The sequence below is a fragment of the Streptomyces tardus genome, from assembly GCF_018101125.2.
In the GTDB taxonomy this organism is placed as follows: domain Bacteria; phylum Actinomycetota; class Actinomycetes; order Streptomycetales; family Streptomycetaceae; genus Streptomyces; species Streptomyces tardus.
In genome coordinates, this window is record NZ_JAELVF020000001.1 from 3,501,559 (window position 1) to 3,522,307 (window position 20,749).

At 69.3% G+C, this 20,749-nt stretch carries 22 protein-coding genes; all 22 read right to left on the bottom strand.

Annotated elements, in window-relative coordinates; translation table 11 throughout:
* Window positions 1-479: 479 nt before the first annotated feature.
* Window positions 480-1,019: an NUDIX domain-containing protein gene (locus tag JGS22_RS27395; RefSeq protein WP_211042474.1), complete on the bottom strand. Its 540-nt coding sequence runs from the start codon at window positions 1,017-1,019 to the stop codon at window positions 480-482.
* 31 nt (window positions 1,020-1,050) lie between these two features.
* Window positions 1,051-2,235 carry a DnaB-like helicase N-terminal domain-containing protein gene (locus JGS22_RS14925; protein WP_211042475.1) on the bottom strand — a complete coding sequence of 395 codons (1,185 nt, stop codon included), beginning with the start codon at window positions 2,233-2,235 and terminating at the stop codon, window positions 1,051-1,053.
* Window positions 2,235-3,434 (bottom strand): DNA cytosine methyltransferase, encoded by a 1,200-nt coding sequence (locus JGS22_RS14930; protein ID WP_211042476.1) that lies wholly within the window; start codon window positions 3,432-3,434, stop codon window positions 2,235-2,237. Before JGS22_RS14930 ends, JGS22_RS14925 begins: the two co-directional genes overlap by 1 nt.
* Window positions 3,431-4,291, bottom strand: a complete 861-nt coding sequence (locus tag JGS22_RS14935) for an adenine nucleotide alpha hydrolase family protein (protein ID WP_211042477.1) — start codon at window positions 4,289-4,291, stop codon at window positions 3,431-3,433. Before JGS22_RS14935 ends, JGS22_RS14930 begins: the two co-directional genes overlap by 4 nt.
* Before the next feature lie 234 nt (window positions 4,292-4,525).
* A complete protein-coding gene (locus JGS22_RS14940; protein ID WP_216814998.1) occupies window positions 4,526-5,080 on the bottom strand; it encodes a hypothetical protein in 555 nt (184 codons plus the stop codon).
* 334 nt (window positions 5,081-5,414) lie between these two features.
* Window positions 5,415-6,284, bottom strand: a complete 870-nt coding sequence (locus JGS22_RS14945) for a hypothetical protein (RefSeq protein WP_211041569.1) — start codon at window positions 6,282-6,284, stop codon at window positions 5,415-5,417.
* 2 nt (window positions 6,285-6,286) lie between these two features.
* The gene (locus tag JGS22_RS14950) at window positions 6,287-8,080 is read right to left on the bottom strand and encodes a type IV secretory system conjugative DNA transfer family protein (RefSeq protein ID WP_211041568.1); all 1,794 of its coding nucleotides are present in this window, start codon (window positions 8,078-8,080) and stop codon (window positions 6,287-6,289) included.
* A 270-nt stretch (window positions 8,081-8,350) separates the two neighbouring features.
* The gene (locus JGS22_RS14955) at window positions 8,351-9,163 is read right to left on the bottom strand and encodes a DUF317 domain-containing protein (protein ID WP_211041567.1); all 813 of its coding nucleotides are present in this window, start codon (window positions 9,161-9,163) and stop codon (window positions 8,351-8,353) included.
* Window positions 9,160-9,936 (bottom strand): SPDY domain-containing protein, encoded by a 777-nt coding sequence (locus tag JGS22_RS14960; protein WP_211041566.1) that lies wholly within the window; start codon window positions 9,934-9,936, stop codon window positions 9,160-9,162. Before JGS22_RS14960 ends, JGS22_RS14955 begins: the two co-directional genes overlap by 4 nt.
* Window positions 9,933-10,316 (bottom strand): hypothetical protein, encoded by a 384-nt coding sequence (locus JGS22_RS14965; RefSeq protein WP_211041565.1) that lies wholly within the window; start codon window positions 10,314-10,316, stop codon window positions 9,933-9,935. Before JGS22_RS14965 ends, JGS22_RS14960 begins: the two co-directional genes overlap by 4 nt.
* Window positions 10,317-10,676: 360 nt before the next feature.
* The gene (locus JGS22_RS14970; protein ID WP_216814999.1) at window positions 10,677-11,066 is read right to left on the bottom strand and encodes a hypothetical protein; all 390 of its coding nucleotides are present in this window, start codon (window positions 11,064-11,066) and stop codon (window positions 10,677-10,679) included.
* Window positions 11,067-11,514: 448 nt separating this feature from the next.
* Window positions 11,515-11,949 carry a hypothetical protein gene (locus JGS22_RS14975; RefSeq protein ID WP_211041563.1) on the bottom strand — a complete coding sequence of 145 codons (435 nt, stop codon included), beginning with the start codon at window positions 11,947-11,949 and terminating at the stop codon, window positions 11,515-11,517.
* 91 nt (window positions 11,950-12,040) lie between these two features.
* A complete protein-coding gene (locus JGS22_RS14980; RefSeq protein ID WP_211041562.1) occupies window positions 12,041-12,538 on the bottom strand; it encodes a hypothetical protein in 498 nt (165 codons plus the stop codon).
* A gap of 30 nt (window positions 12,539-12,568) precedes the next feature.
* A complete protein-coding gene (locus tag JGS22_RS14985) occupies window positions 12,569-14,362 on the bottom strand; it encodes a vWA domain-containing protein (protein ID WP_211041561.1) in 1,794 nt (597 codons plus the stop codon).
* Entirely contained in the window at window positions 14,359-15,492 is a 1,134-nt protein-coding gene (locus JGS22_RS14990) for an AAA family ATPase (RefSeq protein ID WP_211041572.1), read from the bottom strand. Before JGS22_RS14990 ends, JGS22_RS14985 begins: the two co-directional genes overlap by 4 nt.
* Window positions 15,493-15,682: 190 nt before the next feature.
* Entirely contained in the window at window positions 15,683-15,901 is a 219-nt protein-coding gene (locus JGS22_RS14995; protein WP_211041571.1) for a hypothetical protein, read from the bottom strand.
* Window positions 15,902-15,938: 37 nt separating this feature from the next.
* The gene (locus JGS22_RS15000; RefSeq protein ID WP_211041560.1) at window positions 15,939-17,204 is read right to left on the bottom strand and encodes an MFS transporter; all 1,266 of its coding nucleotides are present in this window, start codon (window positions 17,202-17,204) and stop codon (window positions 15,939-15,941) included.
* A 111-nt stretch (window positions 17,205-17,315) separates the two neighbouring features.
* Window positions 17,316-17,690: a hypothetical protein gene (locus tag JGS22_RS15005; RefSeq protein ID WP_211041559.1), complete on the bottom strand. Its 375-nt coding sequence runs from the start codon at window positions 17,688-17,690 to the stop codon at window positions 17,316-17,318.
* A 205-nt stretch (window positions 17,691-17,895) separates the two neighbouring features.
* Window positions 17,896-18,105 carry a hypothetical protein gene (locus tag JGS22_RS15010; protein WP_211041558.1) on the bottom strand — a complete coding sequence of 70 codons (210 nt, stop codon included), beginning with the start codon at window positions 18,103-18,105 and terminating at the stop codon, window positions 17,896-17,898.
* A 188-nt stretch (window positions 18,106-18,293) separates the two neighbouring features.
* The gene (locus JGS22_RS15015; RefSeq protein WP_211041557.1) at window positions 18,294-18,860 is read right to left on the bottom strand and encodes a hypothetical protein; all 567 of its coding nucleotides are present in this window, start codon (window positions 18,858-18,860) and stop codon (window positions 18,294-18,296) included.
* Window positions 18,829-19,248 carry a hypothetical protein gene (locus JGS22_RS15020; RefSeq protein ID WP_211041556.1) on the bottom strand — a complete coding sequence of 140 codons (420 nt, stop codon included), beginning with the start codon at window positions 19,246-19,248 and terminating at the stop codon, window positions 18,829-18,831. Before JGS22_RS15020 ends, JGS22_RS15015 begins: the two co-directional genes overlap by 32 nt.
* Before the next feature lie 109 nt (window positions 19,249-19,357).
* The coding region (locus JGS22_RS15025) for a putative type IV secretion/conjugal transfer ATPase (protein WP_236073155.1) at window positions 19,358-20,749 on the bottom strand (1,392 nt) is incomplete at its 5' end.

The window sequence follows — 20,749 nt, forward strand, 5'->3', positions numbered from 1 at the left end:
CTTCAATGAAACGGCCGTTCCGAGGGGTCTTCTACATCCCTCGGAACGGCTGTCCGAGCCGGAGGGCCTGGAGGCGCCCCGAGCTTTGTGCACCATACCCGGGAACCGTCGTGCGATTTCCGAATCCTGCGGAATCGGCTGCGAGTTCGGTCGGTCCCGGGTTGGCTCACGGTCGTGTCGTCTGCGGCACTCTAGGTGATCGCTTGGTGGCGAGAGCTGGAGTGAGCGGCATACCCGGCGGGGTGTCACCGGTGAACTGACCGGCGGCGCTCCGCCTGCGAATGTCGGTCGTCAACCGGACACCACCGACTGTCGCTCGGTCGGGCGTTCTGCCTGCCCGGAGTCTGCCTGTGGGAGAGCCGGTGGGCAGGGCTGCCGTCACGAGAACCAAACGTCAGGCCGTCACGTGCTCAGCCCTGCAGTTCATGCTGCCTCTTCACACTCTGTGGTTGGGGCATGCCGTGAACGAGCAGGTCACCCTAGCGGCGACGTTGTCCCAGCCGCCTCTCGGCTAGCAGAAGGCCAGCTACGCTCCCAGATTCCGAGATCTCGCCCGTGACCACGGCCTCTACTGCATCGCACAACGGTAGCCACTGCATCGTCATCCCCACCTCGGTGGCATCTCGACGAACTTGCCCGTGCCTCAGGTCCGTAGCCAAGACGAGACTGGTGCGGGCGCTCGTGATAGCAGGTAGAGGGTCGATGATGCCCAGCATCTGGAGGTTCGCGGACGCAAGTCCGGTCTCCTCCGCCAGCTCCCGCGTTGCAGCGTCCAGTGGAGCCTGCCCCTCGCAGCCGCCACCGGGCAGGTGCACCATGCGGCGTCCCTGCAGATAGAAATCGTCCTCAACCAGTGCTACACGGCCCTGCTCGTCAAGGGCGACGACCCTCACCCCGTCGGTCACCGCGACATGGCTGTACAGGCCCCGCTTGCCATCCGGTCGAACAACATCATCTTGATACAGTCGGACGACTGGTCCTTCGTGTAACAGTGTGCGCGACTTCCGCAGCCACCCCACGTTGCCTCCTAGGTCTTCGGGGACGTCCGGCTCAAGAGCGGGGAATCATAGACGGTCTCAGCTCTCTGCGCCGCTGTTGCCGTCCGAGCTTTCCTTCCGATAACGGTCGTGAGCGGCTCTGCGGGTGTGTTGCTGGGGGGTGAGGTGCGCGTGTGGCCGGGGCGGTTGTCGTAGGTGGGCAGACACGAGCGCTGTGAGGGCTCTGCCGTGGAGCGGGGGAGGCATGTTGCCAGCGGGCGCGGACTGCGGAGATTTCGGCGATGGCGCGGCGGGCGACAGCGACCAGTTGGAACGGTGTGATCGCCAGGTCGGTCGCGTACGCGTTGATGCGTCGTCCGGTGTGTTCGGCTGTGGCCAGCAGGGCGCGATGCAGGGCGCGGGTGGCCCAGTGCTCGACGGAACCGGCAGGGGTAGCCAGCACGTGCAGGATTTCAGCCTCGTCATGGCTGCTGTCCAGTAGGCCGCGTTGCGCCGCTTCCCACAGAACCGTCAGTCGGTCGATGGGTTCGTGGTGGCGTGTCAGGGTCGTCAAGCACCGCCAGAGGCCGGCATGGAGTGGAAGGGTGAGGTCGTCTGGGAGTAGCCATGGAACGTCTTCGATGCTGTCGGGGTAGGCCGTGGCGGTGGCGAGCAGGATCTGTTCCTCCGCGACGGCTTGCGGAGAGTCGCGGGCGGCGGGCAGCGGTAGCGCGGGTGCACGGTGGCGAGCGCCCGTTCGGGGCGGGAAGCGGGTAGCGATGTCGTCCACCACCGCCGCGAGTTCGTCTGCGGTGGCGAGGACTGTCCGGGCGGGGTGCGGAAGAGAGACGTCGTGCACGGTGTGGACGAGGCGCTCGGCGGCCGACTGCAGGCGGCGCCGGGCGTGGGCGGACTCGATCATGCGTGCATAGGCCGGTGCGTGTGCTGGGCGAGGACAGACCTGGGTGAGGGTGTGCAGGTAGGAGGTGGTGAGTCCTCGTGCCTGCTGGCGTGCCGCGGCGAGTACCTCCTCCAGCCACTTGGTGCTTGTCGCATGCTCGGTGGGGGTGGGCCGTCTTCGGGTGGCGAGTGCGGTGTACAGGGCGGTGTGCTCGGTGGTCGAGAAGGAGTCGGCGGTGATGCCGGTGACGTCGTCTGTGCGGTGTGGTTCGAGGAGCAGGGCACCGAGCAGCGCCTGTTCGGCGTAGTCCACTGGAGACGGTGCCGACTTGCTGCCGGTCGGGTGGGTGGGAGGCATCAGGCGGCCAGGGTGAAGTCGTCGGGGTTGAGGGGCACTTCGAGGTGCGGGGCGAGGAGGTGGCCGGCGAGGAGCGGCGGGACGGCATTGCCGATTTGGGAGAACTGCTGGCTCTTGGTGCCGGCCCAGGGGTAGGTGGTGGGGAAGGTCTGCAGCACGCCGGCTTCCGCGGCGGTGATGCGGATCGGTGGTGGAGCGCTCTGTGCTTCGGCAGTTTCGGCTGTGGCGATCCAGGTGCACTCGTTCGAGCGATGTCCGAAGAAGAGCGTGCCGGCGGGCTCTTCCAACGGGCGTACGGTCGCGTGGGCCTGGTTGTTGCTGCGTAGAGACCAGGCCCACCGATGCGGGCTGGCACCCGGTCCGTTCGCCGTAGCGGGCCCTTGAAACGGTCGGTCGTCGGGGTGGGGGACCCAAGTCTGGCGGTCCCGAGCGCGGGAGAGCGTTCTGCGTGAGCCGGAGGGAAAGGGTTCTGGGCCGCCGCCAGGGCCGCCGCCGGCGCAGACCGTGGGCACGGGTTGGTCTGCGGCTCCCCATCCAAGGGCTTCGGCCATGCTCACCCAACGGTTTCGGCTCGGGCCGAACAGGGTCGCCGGCTCGGGGACTTGCGAGTGGGTGGGCGGCGGCGGGGAGGCGGTCCGGACTCGGGAGGCGAGGAGGATCGCTCGTCTTCGTGTCTGAGGGACGCCGTAGTCGGCTGCGTTGAGGATGCCGGTCCACGTGGAGAAACCCCAGGTGCGGAGGGTCGCGGCGTACTGCTTCCACAGGGGGAGGACATCGGGTACTTCTTCCAGGGCGACCCAGTCCGGCTGCCCGGCGGCGGACAGCGCGTGGAGGTAGCGCATGGGCTCCGCCGCGAGCATGGAGCGGTCGTCGCGGCACTCTGCGAGGAGGCCCTCGCGCGGGTCGCGGCCGGAGGCGAGTGCGTCGACTGCTTCGTGGACCAGTGGCTGGTCCACCAGCCCGAGTCGGTGGCCGGCTCTGCTCCACGCCTGGCACGGAGGGGAAGCGATGAGCCCTTTTGTGCGGCCGACCCATGGCCAGGTCGGATATGAGGACACGTCAGTGCGGATGGTCGCCTGCCCAGCTGCAGCGCGCGTCCTGCACGCCCATCTGTCCCATTCCAGGCCGATGTCCTGTGCACCGAGGACGGCCAGTGCTCGGCTCCAGCCACCCGGCCCTGCGAAGAGGTCGAGTATCACGCCGCCAGTCCGAACCGGGCTTGAGTCGCTTCCGAGTCTCCGCGGCAGGTCCAGGGTGAGCAGCCGTCGGTGACGCCGTGCTCCAGTTCTTCTGCGTCTGTGTCAACCGGAGAGTCCTGGGCTGCTCGTTCGGCGGCGGTGACGTGATCGATGGGCGCTTCGCCCAGAGGTACTCGAGAGCGGTGGAGGAACGCCGCGCCGAGCAAGGGGCTGTTGTTCGCGGTGGCTCGGGCGTTGCCCTGGCGAATGGCGGCGTCGAACGCGACGACGTCCGCCCATTCTTCGGGGTTGGCGCGTATCTCCCGCCACTGTGCGTTGCCGTGGAAGGGGCACCCGAGGCAGGCTGACTTGGGGGTGTTGGCGAGGTTGAGGGATGTGAGGTAGCGGACGCAGTCTCCACGCGACCATCCCATGTCGATGAGTGGGTGCTGGTTGCGCATGTATCGCACGTCCGCGTCCTTGGCTCGGTGGAACTCGTCGGTCGAGATCCCGATCCATTGCTCGACGAATACCTCCCGCGGGATCCGAGCAGGGTAGGGATAGCCGAGAAGGGACCTGATCTGTTTCTTTATTGGTTTGACCTTGTATTCTCCGGTGCATTGCCGTCGAGTCATTCCGGGTTTGCCATCGAGGTTGAGGATGTGAAGCGGCATGGACGCGAATCGCTTCTGGGGGTTGAGGGCGTCCTCGCGAATGTTGCCTGCGGACACGCGTAGGACGGGAATGCCGGCCGGGGTGGCTATTTCGCGTTCCAGCCGGTCGAGGTGGGCATAAACTGCTTTAGGTTCCCAGCCTGTGTCGGCGAATATAGCGTAGTCGACTTTGGGGAGTCTGCCCTCGGCGGAAAGGGCGAGCAGGGCGCTGGACTGAATACCGGCGCCTAGAGAGAGTGCGCGAAATCGGGGCTGATCAGAAATATGCTGTCCTGGGTTTAGGAGGGAAGGAGTCAGGTTCCGGTTGGCTGCGGGTTGCGGCGTGGCACCGGGCGTGGGTGAGAGGCATCAGGCGGCCAGGGCGAAGTCGTCGGGGGCCGCCGATACTGAGCCCGCCCTGCGATGTGCGGGGTTCTGACGGCCAGCGGGCGGCTGGAGTCAGCGCCGGTGGCCGCCCGGCGGTGTCGCGGTTGGTTGCGGCAGGGGGAGGCCCTGGTCTTGGGCGGGGGCTGTGCTGGGGCTCGGGGAGCTGGAGCGTTTCGAGAAGTGACTCGCGAGGGAGTGGAGCGTGTCGGCGGCCTGTTCGGTTTCGCGGTGCGCGCGCAGCAGCTGGTTTTCAACGGTCGGAGGGAGCCGTTCGAGGTGGGCGGTGCTGCGGTAGACCTCGATGATGTCGGCCGCGTTGCGCAGCTGATTGCCGAGCTGCCGCAAGATGGCCTCGCGCTGGTCGCCGCTCTGGGCGACGAGCGTCGCCTGAAGGAGCGCATCGGGGGCGCTGGGCAGAGGGCTCGGGAGGGTGGGGAGCCCGTAGAGGCCGGAGTGAAGGGTATGGGCGAGCCCGAGTACGGACCCGCCGCTGGATCTGTGCTGCAGCCGTGCGGCGGCTCGGCGGGTAGTGCTGAGGTTGTAGATCACGTCGCGCGGCTCAGCGTCCTCGTGGACCAAGGCGGCGAGCGCGAGGGCAATCTCATGGGTGGTTGGGTCGGAAGGCACGGTGGCTCCGGAATTGGGATGGAGGTGGCGGCAGGGCGAGGCAAAGCCCTTTCACCGTTGGCGAGTTGTGCTGCTGGGCTGAAGCTGTACCTGCGGCCCGGGCTCCGTCCGGACGTTCCGGGACAGTGCCGGCGGGGGTGAGGTGGAGGTCTTGGGTCGAGTCGCGAATCCTGGGTTCTGTCAGGCGGAACAGGCCGGCTCTCGTCAGCGCGGCGACCGGGGTTGCATGAAGGGGGCTGCGGTCACGGGGACGAGGGTGTATCCGGGCGGAGTGGGGCCGGGTGCCGCCGCCCGGGGGCGATTCTTGCGAGCGTTGTGGGCCCTTGCGGGGAGTTCAGCGGCTGTGGCCGTTCGCGGGTTTCGGCGCAGGAGCTGCGGTGCGTGCTGTGGCCGCGGGGCGTGACCTTCCGAACGAGGCCGCGAGATCGCGTCGACCGGATCTGGTGAGGTGCAGACGCTCGTCTGCGGCCCAGGCCGGGCACTCTTCGCGCGTGACCAGGCCGCGGCTTTCTAGCGCGCGGACTGTGCTGGTGCCGACGCGAACGTCCGTGCGGCGTGTGCGGGGCTTGTCTCGGTACATTGCCACCTCGCCTCCGGCCACTGCGCGCAGCGTGGTGAGCTGCGAAGCAGACAGAGCAGGGGGGCGGTACTCGGGCACGATCCCCCGACGTCGGCGTTCTCTTACGAAGAGATCGGCGGTTTCCAGCGCGTCTGGGGCGACAAATGCGGTGAGGTTGCGGGCGACAGTGAAATTGTGGACTGCTTCGTGATATTCCTCCAGCTCGGTGAGGGCTTCTCCGCGGCCCGGGGCGAGCTTTTGGTACGCGTGGTCCATCATTTCTGCGGCGTCATTGAGGCGAGAGGCCGCAGAAATCGTGAGCTGGGTGAACTGCGTTACACGTGCGTACACGGCCTCGATTTCGGGGCTGTAGAGCACTGGCTGGTCGTTGAGGCTGGCCATGACGTTGTACGTGTCTTGGGCCAGAGAGCTGGCGGTGTCGGCCTGCGTTACCATCCGGCTGGCGATGTCGGGCTCGAGGAACACCTGCTGGGCGTAGGTGTCTTGAGCCCGGGTGAAGTCGCTCGCCAGCCGGAGCAGGTGCTCGGCGGGGGCAAAGTAGTTCTTGGGCAGGGGTGACTCCAGGTCGAGTGGCTCGGTGGTGTCGGTCGGGGCGGTGAGGCCAGCGAGGCGTGGTGTGCCCACGGCTACGCGGCTGGACCGAAGTCGCTCTGTGTCGGTGTTGCCTTGGCGATGGCCCGCTCGGTGATCGCTCGCGACGCGCGGGCGGAGGCGGCGGACAGCTCCTCCGCGTTGGGGTCGAGGTACCAGGGTCGGAGGTCGAGCATGGCTGCGCGCATGCCGGTGGCGAAGCAGAGAGCCGTTCCCTTGGGCAGGGCGCGAATTGCGTCTGGCGGCAGGATCCGTTCCTGCCGCATCGATACCGAGGTGCTCTTGCCGGACTCCGAATGAGAAATGGAGGTGGTGTGTACGTCGTGGTCGCCGATGAGGCGGCTGAGCTTGTCGGCGAAGTCGGGATCGTCGATTCCTGAGCCGATGACCTTGATGGTGGCAGCGCTCCACAGAGCATCCATGCCGGCGTCCCCCCACACTTTCTGACCCTGGCGGTAGGACTGGAGAATGGTGATCGGGATGATGCCGCGGCTGCCGAGGTGGGAGTACAGGTCGGGCAGGTCGCTGATCTTGCAGACGTTGGCGGCCTCGTCGAGGATCGCCACCATGGGTGGGTCGAGGCGACCGCCGGCGCGTTCGGCCTGCGCGGTTGCGGCCCGCATCACCGAGTCGGCGCACGCGGCGATCAGCGCCGAGGCTCCGCCTCCGCCGTCCTTGCTGAGTAGGAACAGCGTGTCGCGGGACGTGACGAACTGTGCGGGCCGGAACTCCGCCGCGTTCTTCTGCGGGGTGACCCACGCGGCGATATCCGCGTTGAGAAGGGCGGCGGCGTACTGCCGGGCGGTCTCGTAGATGCCGTCCCTGGTCTCCGGGGGGCCTTCCACGGTGCCTTTGAGTTGAGCGGCGACGGCGGCGAAACCGTGGTCGCGCAGGATGTCGAGCGGGGTGCGGTCGGCAGGGAAGGCGAGCCACTGCATGATGTCCGTGATCGGACGTTCGTCGAGCGCGGCGGCCAGCAGCAGTTGGGACAGGATGTTGCTGCCGGCCTTCGACCAGAAGTCGCCCTGCTGAGAGGCGTCCACCGAGGCGGCGAGGAAGTGCCCGGCGAGCCGGTTAGCGCCGTCCAGGGTTTTCGCGGAGGCCAGGGGGTTCCACCACATCTGGCGTTCGGCGTGCGCGATCTGCTGAGGGTCCATCGTCCACACCGTCCCCGCCCGGGCTCTGGCCTCGTAGGCGGTGGTGAAGGCATCGCCGCCAGCCTTGTTCGACGTCAGCAGCACCGGGCCGGGTGCGCTGAGCATCGAAGGAATGGCGAGTGAGGTGGTCTTGCCGGACCTCGGGGCCATGATCGCGACGGCGACGTCCTCGAAGCCCATGCGTACCTCGTGGCGTCGGCTGCCCTGCAGGTTGCCGAGAAGGATGCCCGCGTCCTTCGCCTCGATGTGCTTGGTGCCCTTCAGGCTGGGCCGCAGGGAGCGGGCCTTAGCGGTGGTCGCCTTGGCCATCAGGGGCTCGATGTCCCGGGCGCTGGCCATGTCGGTGACCTTCTTTCGCCGGCCGCTTTGGTTCCTGTGCCGGGCCCACAGGAGGGCCGCACCCGTACCGAGGGCCAGGACCACGACGGCGGGGACCGCTCGGGCTCCGATCAGCAGGGATGTTGCTCCTGCTGCAGGCCACACCTGGTCGGGACGGAGCAGAGCATCGGTCGGCTGGTACGGGGCCCAGCTGGTGCCGGTTAGGTAGGCGGTGATGTTCCCGGACAGCCAGGCCAGGTTGGCGAGAGGAACGACGACAGCGAGGACGCCGAGCAGGAGACGTAGAACGAGGTCGTATCCGTCGGGGGAGCTGCTGGGGGAGGAAGGTGGCAAGGGCTACGTGCTTTTCCGGTGAGGTGAGGACAACGAGTGCGCCGTGCTTACGGCGACCTCGGGAGGAGGGGAACGGTGACCAGCGGTGCCAGCCGGCGGGGAGCCGGCGCGGGCTTCTGGCCTCCGCCAGGCGCCCCGGCCTTTCGGCTGCTGGCCAGCACGTTGACGTCGGAGGTGGCCTGAGCGTGGGCTGGCCACCTGCCGGTAGGGCGCAGTTCTGACGGCGAGCGGGATGTCGTAGGCCGTCGAAGCGGCTGCCTGCGCAGCTGTTCAGCGACTTCGCCTGGGGGACACGGCCGCCTCGGTGCCCAGGGCTGAAGGCGTGGTGGGCGCGGAAGCGCGGCGGGCCTTGCGGGCGGCGGCCCGTATGGCCTTCAGCCGCGCCTCGTGCGCGGTGGCCAGGTGATCGCCGACCGCCCCGCGGCCGATCTGAACGACCAGAGAGGGGTGGGGGACGTCGTGACGACCGCGGAAGACGGGAGCCGGGGCGGTGAGAGTCGCGGCGAAGGCGGCGAGCAGATACCGCGGGGTGCTGTCGTCGAAGTACGCGCGCCACAGCCGTTCGTGGCTACCGAGACCGGTGGGCAGTGCGACAGCGGCCGTCCAGACGAAGCTGTCGCTGGTCGAAGTTGCCCGCCGCTCCAAGGTGGTGATTCCGTCTGGATGGCGCGCGTACTCGTTTCCTCGGTTGTCGCGTTCGCAGGTCCAGCCGGCCGACTGCAGTGCCGGCCTGATGTCCGGCTCGGCCTCGGGCGGGAGTTGTAGGAGCGCGTCGGTGAAACCGGCGATGATCTCGGCTGGCGTGTTGCCGTCGAAGGACGCGTGCCAGTCCTTGGAGGAGATGCGCCACCAGGATCCGTCCGAGTCCGGGGCGGGTTCAAGTACGAGGGCGTGCTGGTAGTCGGGGCTGGCCAGGACGACGTGGGGGAAGTCGGGGTCGCCGTGGTTCTTCCAGCCGGCGGCCCGCAGTGCCTGGGTAACGTGGCGCGCGTCGCCGGCCCCGGCGAGGTGGCGGGGCGTGGTCTCGTACCAGATGCGGTGCCAGGGGTCGTCGGCCTTGCTGGCTATGTGGGGGAGCTTCATCTGCCGGTCCGCTGCGGCTTGTTCTGGGCGGGGGCCGGTGAACTGGTTTTGGGTGTTGGTGAGTTACGTGCCCAGGCGTTTGCCCGGGCAGCGGCGATCCGGGTCTGCCGCCAAGCTCCGAGCTGGGAGGGGAGCACCGAGACGGGGGTGGCAGTGATCGAAGGGCCGTGCGGGGCGTGTCCGAGGGGGCGCAGAACCGGTTCCGGATCAGCCATGGCGGTGGCGAAGCCAGCGATCAGATGCAACGGGGTGGCCGAGGTGAAGGAAGCCCTCCAGCCCCTGGCATCAGCCCACCACATCGCCTCCTCGCCTGCGCGGTGGAGGAACTGCACCCGCGCTCCCGACCTGCTGGTCGCCGTGGTGCTGCCGACGGTGGTGCTCAGCTGCCAGCCCTGCTTCATCAGCGGCACCCAGACGTCCGGGGCGAGTGCGGAGCGGGGCAGGGCCAGGGCGTCGGTCAGCCCTGCGACGATCTCGACCGGCGTCTGGCGTCCGAAGACCGCAACCCATTCGGGTTGGTGCCCGTGTGCGGCGGAGTGGACGGTCCATCCTCCCGGCAGCACGTGGGCGTCGTAGCCAACCTGAAGGGTGCGGTCGGGGCTCACCAGGTGGAGCGGGCCGGCCCGCCGGGTTCTGTCTGCCCAGCCGGAGGCGAGCAGATAGTCGCGGACGTGCCGGATGTCGCCGCCGCCGGCGAGGCTGCGTGGCGAGATCAGGTAGTGCTGCTCGGGCTGCTCTCCCGGCCCCCAGCCTTGCCACTGCTGTCGGGTCATCGGCCCCGCCGGACCACGAGAGGAGCGGGGGCGGGACGCCTCAGCCCTTCGGCCCCGTGCGGCGCGGGAAGGTGGGCGACGGCCGCCAGGTGCGGTGCCAGATCCTGCCCGACGGAACTCAGTCCGGTAGCAGCACGGTGCAGTGCGAGGCACACCTTCACGGGCACAGCGCCCTGCTCGGCCTCCGTCGTGGAGATGAGAGCGCCGGCAGCGGTGAGACGGGTGAACCCGGCGAGGGCGCCGGTACTGGAGTTCAGGACACTCGGGAGGAGACGGACTACCTGTTGGGGTGGAAGCTGGGAGAGGAGGGAAGTGAGGTCCGCGAGGCGGTGGTTGATCTCGTCCACCAACGCCGTCGTGTCAGAGGAAGACCTGGTCATGCTGCTCCTGGGGAAGTGGGGATTCAGTGGTGGTGACTCCGGCTGATCCGCCACGCCTGTCCACGTGCGTCCTCGGCTGCCGTTGCGCGGTGCGAAGTTCTATCGCCGGGGCACGGGGTGCAGGAGTGGGTGCTGCCGTGGAGCCGGGCGGTTGCGCAGTGTCCGTCGCGACGAGCGGACGGCGGCTTCGGTGACGTGATGGTGTCTCCTTCGTCGCAATGGGGGAACGTCGAGTGCCGCTGGCGGGCAGCAGGAGTGCGGAGCAACGGCTGGCCGTGCAACTCGCCGTGGCGCGATGCGACTTGGCAGCCACGGGCGCCCACTGAGCTGTCGTTCTTGTGTCGCGGCCAGTGCACGACCTCAGCGGGTGCGTGACGGCGCTCGGGTGGGGGCGGGCTGTGTGCGCTTTGGTGTGGCGGTCGGCGTGCCGGCGCGTGGGGGGTGCTGGAGGCGGGTGTGGATGCCGCGGGTGCCCAGCCGCGGTCCGATCGCGCGCACCGCGCGGGCCTGTGCGGCGGTGTCGTCACCGTCGAGGCGGTAGATGCCGTCGCCCTGGTGGACGAAGCCGTGCTCGGCCAGGACCGTGGCGGCGGTCTCGCCGACCGGTGACGTGACCAGGCTGCTGTCCTGCTGCCAGGTCAGGACGACCTGGCCGTGGTCGGTTGCCGTGTGGTGGCTCGGGTCCTCGGGGGAGTAGGAGGGCATGAAGTCCTTGAAGTCGTGCGGGCAGCGAGTGCGGCCGGCCCTCATCGAGGGCCGGGCTCGGGGCCCGCTGCCGGGTGAGGTGCGGCGGCGAGTGTGTCGGCTGCGCAGGTCAGGTCCTGCTGGACGCCGTAGATGCGGCGAGCGAGAAGCTCCAGGCGGTGGGCGAGCTCGGTTTCGACCGCTGAGGACTGCCGTGCAGCGTGGCGCGCGGTGTGCTCAACCACCGTGCGAGCGGCGGCCATTGGGCCCCCGCGCTCATCCGCGAGGGAGGCGAGCGCCTGTGCGAGCTGGGCTGAACCGGTTGGCACGGGTGGGTGGGGCACCTCCTGCTCGGTAAGGAGCTGGTGCTCGCGCATCAGGCAGGAGCGGAGAGTGGTCTGCTCCGAAGGCACGCGACCAAGCGCGGCTGTGATGATCGCACGGGCTTCGGCGGGGCGCCCGTGCTGCGCGAGTAGTCGAGCGAGGGCCAGACCCGGGCGCCGGACGGGAAGCGTCATCTGCCGCTCCGGGCGTCGGCCACGTGGACGAGCTGGCCGAGCGATGTGACGGTGTACCAGCCGAAGTCGATCAACGAGCTGCGCTCGTGGGTCTTGGGCAAGAGGTGGTCCTCCATTGCGCGCAGGTAGATCACGCAGTCGGGACAGCGCCGTGTGAGGTGTACGAGATAGCGAGGGTGTGCGGTGACGTAGGACTGGTCGCCGCCGGTTGCGTCACGCAGCCGCCACCCGTTCTCGTTGGTGGGCGTGTGCCAGGACGGGGCGACAATCCGCATCGCGTCGCCCCACAGCTCACCGCCCGCCACCCCCTTGATGACAACGACGTGGTCTCCGGCCTCGAAATGGCGGTGCGTCATGTCCCGTTCGGGCGTGAGGTGGTCGGTCGGTGTGCGTCCTGGCGGTGACCCGGTCGAGTTGGAGGGCGGGATCATGAAAGTCCTTCGGAACGGGGAGGTGCGGCGATACCAAGGATCTTCACGAGCGCCTGTTTGGCTCACCGGCGGCGTATGGCTACGTTCTGCCCTAGAGGTAGGGGTTCTCGGTGCTGCGGTCCTGCTCGGAGGCGGCATCGAGAAGTTCGGGAAGGTCAGTGCCGTCAGCGGTGCGTTGGTCCAGCCACCAGCCCGCTCGGGTGACGGTGCGGGCCTTGGCCTCCAGTTCTGCCCATGTTGTGTCGTCGCAGGTGCCTTCGAGCACGAGGTCGGAGTGGGCGGCCGTCATCAGCTGGTGACGGCACCGCTCGCCCCAGTCGAGAATCGTGTCCGGACCTTCCAGCGGTGGCATGGCGAACTGCTGCGCCCACTCGTCGGCCGCCTGCCGCTCTTCGGCGCGGCGGGTGGCGAGCCACTCCTTGGTGGATTGGGTGTCCGTGTCGCGGCTGGCCTTCCAGCAGTCGGTGCAATCGCGGGCGGCGAGCCATCGGGCGTACCCGGAACGGCGGTCGGCGGGCCGGGCGGACAAGTCGTGCTCGGCTTCGTGACCGCAGTCGTGGGTCACGGTCCAGTGGGTGGAGATTGCCATGTGTTCCTGCTTTCTGTCTTCTGCGTCGTCTCAGAGTGTTCTGCGGATCGCGTCCGTGGCTGCCTTGGCGATGGCGACGGGAGCGGTGGAGGGCTGGGGCAGGTGCAGCAAGGTGGTCCCCGGCAAATGCTGGGACTTCGCGGTGAGGGTGAGCTGGAGTACGGCGCAGCCGGCGGTCGTGAGCTGCTTGATGCGGGTAATCGCTTGAGCGGTTTCGTCGGGTCGGTAGTGGGCGTCGGTGACGATCACGAGGAGGCGTCCGGCGCCGGGCCTGCTGAGTTCGAGGCCGTGGTCGAGCGCGTCGATGGCGTCGCCGAGGTTGTGGTCGCCGCCGAGGGCATCGAACGTGGTCACGCGCTCTGGTGCTCGGTGGGTGGGTCGGGTCAATGCGGTCAGTTGCATGTCGTAGGCGATGGCGGCGGTACGGGAGTCGGGGTCGGTCAGGGCTGCTGCGCGCGCCACGATCCAGGCCGCGGACGCGACGGGTTCGCAAGCGGCGCGCATGGAGGCTGAGACGTCGACGGCGATGCCCACACGCAGCGGTGGGGTGGGGGAGCTCCGGCGGCGGGTGTGGGTGAACGGCTGTGCGGTGGGGATCGACCCGGCCGCGCGCTGCGCGTCGCGGGCGAGGGCCGCGCGCATGTTGAGGCGTCCGGGCGGGGTGGGGCTGGTGCTCCGTTCCTCGATCCGCTCGCGGTAGGCGGCGGCACGCAGGGCGCGGCTCAGGCGCGCGGCGGCGCTCTTCTCGGCGGTGGTGGGTCTGCGGGTGCCGGTGATCGGGTTGCCGTAGGGGGCCGGTGTGCCGTCGCGATTGACGGTGGTGCCACGGGGGTTGAAGACCGACTTGGCGGTGGCGGCGGCTTTGCGTCGCTGGTCGGCGCGCTGGGCGCGGTCCTGAGTCTGCGCCTTGGATTTCGCGGCTGCGGCGTCGGTCGCTGCGGCCTGGGCGGCGAGATCGGCGGCGTCGGTGGCTGCGGTGCTGTCCATGACCATTCCCACGGCGTCGGACAGCAGATCGGTGAGGTTGTCCGGCACGGGCTGGGTGGGGGCCGCCGTGTCCAGGGCGTCGCACCAGTTTTGAGCGTGAGTGAGCATGGTCGTGGCGTCGTGGTCGGCGCACTGGTGGGCTGCTGTCCAGATGTGGGTGAGGGTGGCCAGCAAGTTCTCGCCCAGCACCTGTTCGCACAGATCGGCGACGGCCCGGGTCTCGCCGGCGTCCAGGATGCCGACGTCACGGCGGCCGAGGATCAAGGCCGCCGTGGCGGCGGCGTGTTCGATGCCCTGGAGAGTGGGGTGGGCGATGTCGGGCATGACCAGAGTGCGGGCACTGGTGCGCAGGTACTTGCGGTCTGTGGGCCGCGTGATCAGATGCGCGCCTTCGACGCGGCTCTCCTCCAGCAGGAGTGCGGCCTCGACGACACGAGGGTTGGCTCCGGCAGGCTCCGTCCAGACGGAGTGGGCCGCGTGCGCGGCCTCGTGGACGAACACTCCCCAGGCGGCGGGATACCGGTCCTCGTCGCCCACGATCCGCGGATGGATCTCGTCGGGCTGGAGCGGGGCGAACAGGCCGGCGTCGAACTCGACCTCACCCAGAGTGGGGATGAACGCGGCTGGTGCGCCGTTACGCGTGCCGGGGCGGCAGGTGACGAGCAGATCCTGGCGGCCGGAGAGGGCGACCAGCCGATCTCCGAGTTCGGCTCCCACGCGCAGCCACGCAGCCGGGGAGGAACGGGGTTGCGCGGGCGGGGCGCCGTCGTCGTCCCAACGCGCGAGGTCAGCGTCGTCCGGCGTGGCCGAGGACTGGACGTGGTGGTGGGCGCTCATCGCGAGCGGCCCCGGTGTGCGGAGCCGGTGCTGCCCGGGGGCTTCCGGGCGGCTGAGGCGGGGAGTTGCTTGCCGAGAGTGAGCGGCGCGATCTTCTTGACGCCGACAGCCTTGATGACGGCGTCGGCGACGGCGCCGCGATCCTCCTCCGGAGCGATGCCGACGAGGTTCGCGAGCGCGGCTCTGGTGCCGAGGACGGCCTCGGTCTTTTGGTAACTGAGCAGTTCACGCAGTTGGGGGGCCCAGCCCAGCTCGCCGAGGTCGACTTGGTGGGCGAGGTTGCGGGCGACGCGGACCACGCGGGCATCGATCTTCAGAGCGAGGGCGAGGTCATAGTCCGTACCGATCTGGATCTGCACGCTGAACCGGCTTGCCAGCGCCTCCGTCAATACCGCCCCGTGGACGCCGGGGTTGTGGCCCGCCACTACGTAGAAGCCCGGCTCGGCTTTGATGGTCTCGCCGTTGTGGGCCTTGACCTGGATCTGCCGGCGCCCGTCCATGGCGGGATACAGCGCGGCGAGGACCTTCGGCGAGATCAAGGTGGCATCGTCGACCAGCAGGGCGCGGCCCTCGGTCATCGCGGTGACCAGCGGGCCGTACTGGAAGACGTAGCCTCCGCTGTCGGCCTGTGTGTACTCGCCGATCAGGTCGCCGACCGTGGTGTCGCCGTCACCGGCGACGGTGAGCAGGTCTGGGAACGCCGCCTCCACCAGCGACGTCTTGCCGGTGCCCGGAGGGCCGTAGAGGAGCACTGGCACGTCGGCGTCGCGCAGGCGATTCAGAGCCTCGACGTCGGGTAGATCGGCCAGCTCCCGGGGGTGGTAGATCTGGCCCCCCGCACGGCGGATCGGGCCGGGTGTTGCCGCTGCGGGAGTGGTTGTGCGGGTCGTGGCCGTCTGGGCGCGGGGAGAGTGGGTGCCCGGGGGGCTGATCACGGCGGTCTGCGCAGCGTCGGCGGTTCGCGAGTTCGCGCCGAACTCTGGTTGTCCGGTCCCGCCTTGGGCGGCCTCGCCACGGCGCACCAGGGTGAGGGCGGCGTTGCGGACCGCGCCGTGGGAGTGGCCCAGTTGCCTGGCCATGTCCCCGATGGTGAGGGTGTCCGCTGGCCGGTCGGCCAGCAATCGGGCCACCTTCGCCCGTAGCTCGCCGCCCTTGGTGCGCGCGTTGGTAGGCGTTCCGGGGGTGGTCAAAGTGAGGGTCCTTCAACAGCTGCCGGTGCGGGCGGGGTTGGCGATGCGGTGGAGAGGCTGGCCGCTCTCGAGCGGATCGCGGATTGTGTCGACATTGGCGACCGGGCCAACCGGGTCGCGCTGTCGGCGCTCACTGGCCGACCGAGGTCGTGGCCCAGGTGGGGGTGGCAGGCGGCGAGCAGCTCGCCGCCTGCCGAGCAGGCCCGTGTGTTCGCTCCGTACCGGGTTCCGTCGCTCCGCAGGTGCAGCCTGGCGTCTCTTCGAAGCCGGACTGGAGCAGGACCCGTCGGGCGGCGGCGTTGTAGCCGGTGGTGGTGACCTCGCCGGTGATGGTGTGCCGGATCGTCACGAACGGCTCTGCTGGTGCTTCGGGCAAGGCGAATCTCCTATCGGTCGGTGGGGCGGGAACAACAGCCCCGGCTGCGTCGGGTTCGCCGATGGCGGCCTCGCCGTGGTGCTTGTCGCCCGGGGCGGACGGTCGCCAGGACGGTGAAGGCCAGGGCGGCACCGGCAGCGGGAAGAGCGGTGGCCTGGGGGTGGTCGGCGAGATGGCCGGTGATCGCGGCGCCGGCCGACTGCCCGACGCCGATCGAGAGGATCAGCCAGGCGTACGCCTCGCTTGTGCGTCCTGCGGGGGCGAGGTCAGCGGCGACGACGTAGGAACAGGCGACGACGACGGTCAGGCACGCGCCGGGAACGATGACGGCGACGATCGTGGTGTGGGGGCCGGGGGCGGCGACGAGCGGCAGCCAACCGAGGAGAAACGTGGCGGCGCCGAGACAGAGGTGGCGGCTGGGGCGTCCTGGCCAGACCCTGCGCCCGTACAGGAGTCCGCCGACGATGCTGCCGCTGGAGTAGGCGGCGGGGACGATGCCGGACAGCAGGCTCATCTGGTGCTGTTCGGCCAGCGCCACCGCCAGGACGTTGAGCGCGCCGATGGCGAAGCCGACACCGGCAAGGGCGACGAAGAGCCCCACCAGGTGCACGCTGGCCAGCCGCCGCCGAAATCCTGCGGCAACGGCCACCGGAGTAGCTTTCCAGCGGCGGGACGGCGTGGCGCTCGCCACGATGAGAGTGCCGACCGACCCCAGAACGGCGGTCGCGCCGAGTGCGGCCTGCGGGCTATGGACAGAGGCAAGCGCAGCGGCCAGGAGAGGGCCGACGATGTACAGCAGCCCTTGGCTGCCGGTGTCCAGCGCGAGGGCGGCATGTCGCATCCGGGGATCAGCTAGAAGTGTGGGCCACAGCGCGCGGAGCCCGGCCTCCAGCGGCGGAGTGCAGAGCCCGGCGGCGATGACAAGTAGGACCGCGGTCGTTCCGTTGTGCAGGCCGCCGGCCGGAAGGGCTACCAAAAGGCTGGAGTTGAGCAGCCCAGCCGGCACATGCACGGCGCGCTGTCCCAGCCGGTCCAAGAGCATGCCCTTGGCCGGCTGGGAGAGGCTGGAGCAGAGCCCGTAGAGCGCTGCGAGCAGACCGGCGAAGGCCAGATCGCCGTCGGCCGAGACGGTCCACAGCACGATCGCGACGGGCGCCATGCCGTTGGGGAGCCTACCGACGAGGGTGCCGCCGAGGCACCGGGTCACGTGCGGGCTGCTCAGCACCGCGCGGAAGGTGATGCGCGGGCTCGGCGCGGGGGCGGTCAGGGAAAACACGGCCTTTCTGGAGCGGAAGAGGTCAGCGGTGCCGTTGGGCCCGGGCTACCGGAAGCGGTGCCGTGGTGCGGTGGTCGAGGACAGGGAGAACTCCAGGGTTAGAGGGTGGAGTCAGCGCGTGCGGCGCTCAGGTGCGTGGCGCGGAGGTTGCAGCGCCGTAGACCTGCTGAGGGTGGGGGGAGGGGCGGCGATGAGCTGCTGGGCGTAGCGGTGCAGCACCACCTGCGAGGCGTGCTGGAGCGTCTGACGCGCTGTGGCGACGGTGCGCTCGATGGTGGCGAGGCCGTCGGAAACAGGATGATCGTGGCCCAAGCTCGGGGAAGATTGGGACTCGGTTTGCTGGTGGAGCGGGCCTGCCACGGCGACGGCTTCGCCGAGGCATGCGGTGGCCTGGGTAAGCGCCGCGACGGCGTAGGACGTCGCGGCGACCATGACGCGGGTGGGGTGGCGCGTCTGGTCGGTGACGGTGGCCTCGGCAGTGCTCACGTGGACCGTGGTGGCTGTTGCGTGGGCGGTCAGCCGGCTCAGGTCGGCCAGGCGCTCGACCAGGTCGGGAAATCGTTGGTGTGCGAGCCGAGGATCGGCAGGAGAGAGGTCTTCGGCGACCGTGAGAAGTCGTTCTGCCAGCCAGCGCAGGTGGCAGAAGTAGTCGAACCCGAGCCCCCACTGGGTGTCGGCGGGAACGGCGCTGTCAGCGGCGACGCGGAGAGCGGTACGGGTGTGAAGGACGAGGCAGCGTGGGGCGTTGAGGGGCGACCGCCGGACCGTCTTGATCCAGCGTGTCGTTCTCGTAGGAGGCGAGTCGTTCCTGTTCGATCGCCTCGTGCCGGGCGATCTCGGCCATCAGGCGGTCGTGGTTCTCTTCTTGCTGCCGGTAGTCAGGGTCGTTGGAATGGGTCAAGGTGAATTCCTTTCGTGGGGCGAACAGTTCAGCGTGCCCGGGCTGGTGAGGATGGCCCGGGCAGGTAGGGGGCCTGCAGTTGCCGAAATCGCTGCAGAGACGGGCGCGCGGCGTGGGGCTGTTAGCGGTGTGACGCCAGAACGTGCCTGAGAAATCTGGGCAGTTGAGGGGGCTCGGCGCCGGTGGCACTACGGCCGCGGCTTCCTGCTGTGCTGCGCGGAGTTGGGAGGTGCCAGGACTGGCATGGAGGCGGGGAACCGTTGAGCGTCGGGGTGCTCCACGAGGCATCGACTCGCTGCGGCGATGTCCACCGCGGCGCGCCAGAGGTCGCGCCGGCCAGTTGCGTGCTTGGTGAGCATCTGGCGATGCTCTGCCGACTCGAGCTCGATCGTGCCGGGCGTGCTCACTGCCACGCCTGCGGCCTGGGCGAAGGCGACCACTGCTTGAGCCGTCTCGGTCGTGGATGACAGCATCGAAGACAGCGCAGCGGACTCCAGTGCTGACGGGTTCTCGCCTACGAGCGTGCGGACTTCGGCGGCCAGCCGCGTCGTGCGCAGGGAGAGGGCCTGGGCGGTCAGTGTGTGTGAGAGCAGTCGCTGGCCGGGAATGCGGGAGGGCAACCTGCTGCCGTCGCTTTTGGCAAGGTCGAGGTTGGCAGAGGTCTCGCGTAGCTTGAGGGAAAGCGTCTCCAACCGTAGTCGTACGTGCTCGGGGGACGACTTGTCATGGGTGGTGCGTGTGGGGCGCGTGGACACGGCTCTCCTGGTTCGCTAGCGACGGTGTGGGGTCCTGTTGCGGTGGCCCCGGGCAGGGAGGCTCGTGGCGACGCTGGTGGAGGTGCTGTCGGCTGGCCGTGTGTGCTCGGCTGGGCCGGGACGTCGGCGGGCCGAGCGCGCGCAGTTCCTCGGCGGCGTCGGTTAGGTCCGCGGCAAGGTCGCCGAGCGAGGAGGCCGCCTCGGTGAAGCGGTCAGCCAGGTGCCATCCTTCGACGTCCTCGTCTGCGGTGGCTTGTTCGGCTGCGGCTTCGAAGAAGCAACGCAGGCGCTCCAGCAGGCCGTGCTCGCTGTGGAGGACTTCCTCGGCGGCTTCGGCAGCCTCGGCGTAGGTGCCGGCACCGGACATCCGGTCGTTCAGGTGCAGCACTGCGGATTGAAGGGTCGCTGGATGGGCCGCGTCCGGCGGAGTCGGGGTGCGCCTAGAGTCGGGCGGGCTTGAGGGCACGTCATCTCGCAGTTGGTTGGAGGGGCGAAGGTCATGTGCCTCCGGCTGGTTCCCGGCTTTGGGGTGTGAAGGACGGGTTGGTCGGGTCTTCACCGGTGGCCGCAGCAATGTTGTCGGTCTTGTGCATGCGGGCGTCGGTGTCGAACAGGGTTAGCTCGTCACGGTGGAGGAGGTGCTGGACGACGAAGCTCCTGCCGGCCACCTTCCACAGGCCGCGGCCACGGTTGAGGTGCGCGACGGCGTCCATCTCGATGGAGGTCAGGCCGAGCAGGGCTGCTGCGGCGGCGAGTTGGTCGGTCTCCTGGCGGTAGATGATGCGGGTGCTGCAGTCGGCGAGGAGCCCTTCGGCCAGGGCCCGGCCCTGCGATCCGGCGTCTCCGGCGGTGAGCAGGTCGGATAGGCGGTGGAGCACCACGAGGTTGGCGATGCCGAGCCCCCGGGACAGCTTCCACTGGGCCTGCATCCGCTGCAGCAGCCCGATGTGGGTCATTAGGCGCCATGCCTCGTCATACACAACCCAGCGTCGGCCGCCGTCCGGGTCGGAGAGGGCTGATTCCATCCAAGCGCTTGCGCAGGTCATGGCGAGGACGAGGGCGGTGTCGTCGCCGCTGCTGCTGAGGCGGGAGAGGTCGATGGTGAGGATCGGGGCGGTCGGGTCGAACCTCACGGTGGAGGGGGCGTCGAAGAGACCGGCGAGGTCGCCGTGGACTAGGCGGCGCATGGCGTGGGCCAAGTCGCGGGCGGCGTCGCCGAGGTGGCCCGACGTTGTCCCTTCGTCGAGCGTGTGCGGGCTGGCGAGTGCGGCAGCAACCTCGCCGAGGAGCGGGGTGCGGCTGTCCGCGGTGCGGGCGACAACGGCGTCGAGTGCGACGTCCAGCGCGGTGTGCTCCATGGGGACCAGGTCTCGGCCCAGTACGGTGCGGGCAAGGGAGCTCAGCAGGAGCAGGCGGCGTTTGCGGATCTCACCCGCCCAGTCGGCTTCGGGCACGCTCGCCGGGCGCGGGGCTGCGTCCAGGGGGTTGAGGCGGCCCGGCAGACCGGGGCCGAGAGCTATGGACTTGCCGCCGAGAGCTTCTGCTACCGGTGTCCATTCGGCTTTCGGGTCGCACGGCACGTAGACGCGGTAGCCGAAGGCGATCGAGCGCAGAGCGAAGGATTTGGCCAGCGCGCTCTTGCCCTGTCCGATCACTCCGGCGAGCAGGATGTTCGGGTTGGTGAAGCCCTCGATACGGCCGTAGAGAGCGAACGGGTCGAAGCAGAAGCTGGCTTCGGCGTGGACGTCGCGGCCGATGTAGAGGCCCTCGGCACCGAGTCCGCCTTCGGCGAGGAAGGGGAAGGCGCCGCTTGCGACGGCGGTGGTCATGCGGTGGGCGGGAAGGGTGAGACGGCAGCCGCGGCCGGAGGCAGGGCCGGGGCGTCCTGC

What these genes read in the sequence shown, in the direction of transcription:
- JGS22_RS14980 (WP_211041562.1), bottom strand. Translation starts at nt 12,538, where the DNA reads ATGGCAATCTCCACCCACTGGACCGTGACCCACGACTGCGGTCACGAA.
- JGS22_RS14970 (WP_216814999.1), bottom strand. Translation starts at nt 11,066, where the DNA reads ATGAGGGCCGGCCGCACTCGCTGCCCGCACGACTTCAAGGACTTCATG.
- JGS22_RS14975 (WP_211041563.1), bottom strand. Translation starts at nt 11,949, where the DNA reads ATGATCCCGCCCTCCAACTCGACCGGGTCACCGCCAGGACGCACACCG.
- JGS22_RS14965 (WP_211041565.1), bottom strand. Translation starts at nt 10,316, where the DNA reads ATGACCAGGTCTTCCTCTGACACGACGGCGTTGGTGGACGAGATCAAC.
- JGS22_RS14960 (WP_211041566.1), bottom strand. Translation starts at nt 9,936, where the DNA reads ATGACCCGACAGCAGTGGCAAGGCTGGGGGCCGGGAGAGCAGCCCGAG.
- JGS22_RS14955 (WP_211041567.1), bottom strand. Translation starts at nt 9,163, where the DNA reads ATGAAGCTCCCCCACATAGCCAGCAAGGCCGACGACCCCTGGCACCGC.
- JGS22_RS14985 (WP_211041561.1), bottom strand. Translation starts at nt 14,362, where the DNA reads ATGAGCGCCCACCACCACGTCCAGTCCTCGGCCACGCCGGACGACGCT.
- JGS22_RS14925 (WP_211042475.1), bottom strand. Translation starts at nt 2,235, where the DNA reads ATGCCTCCCACCCACCCGACCGGCAGCAAGTCGGCACCGTCTCCAGTG.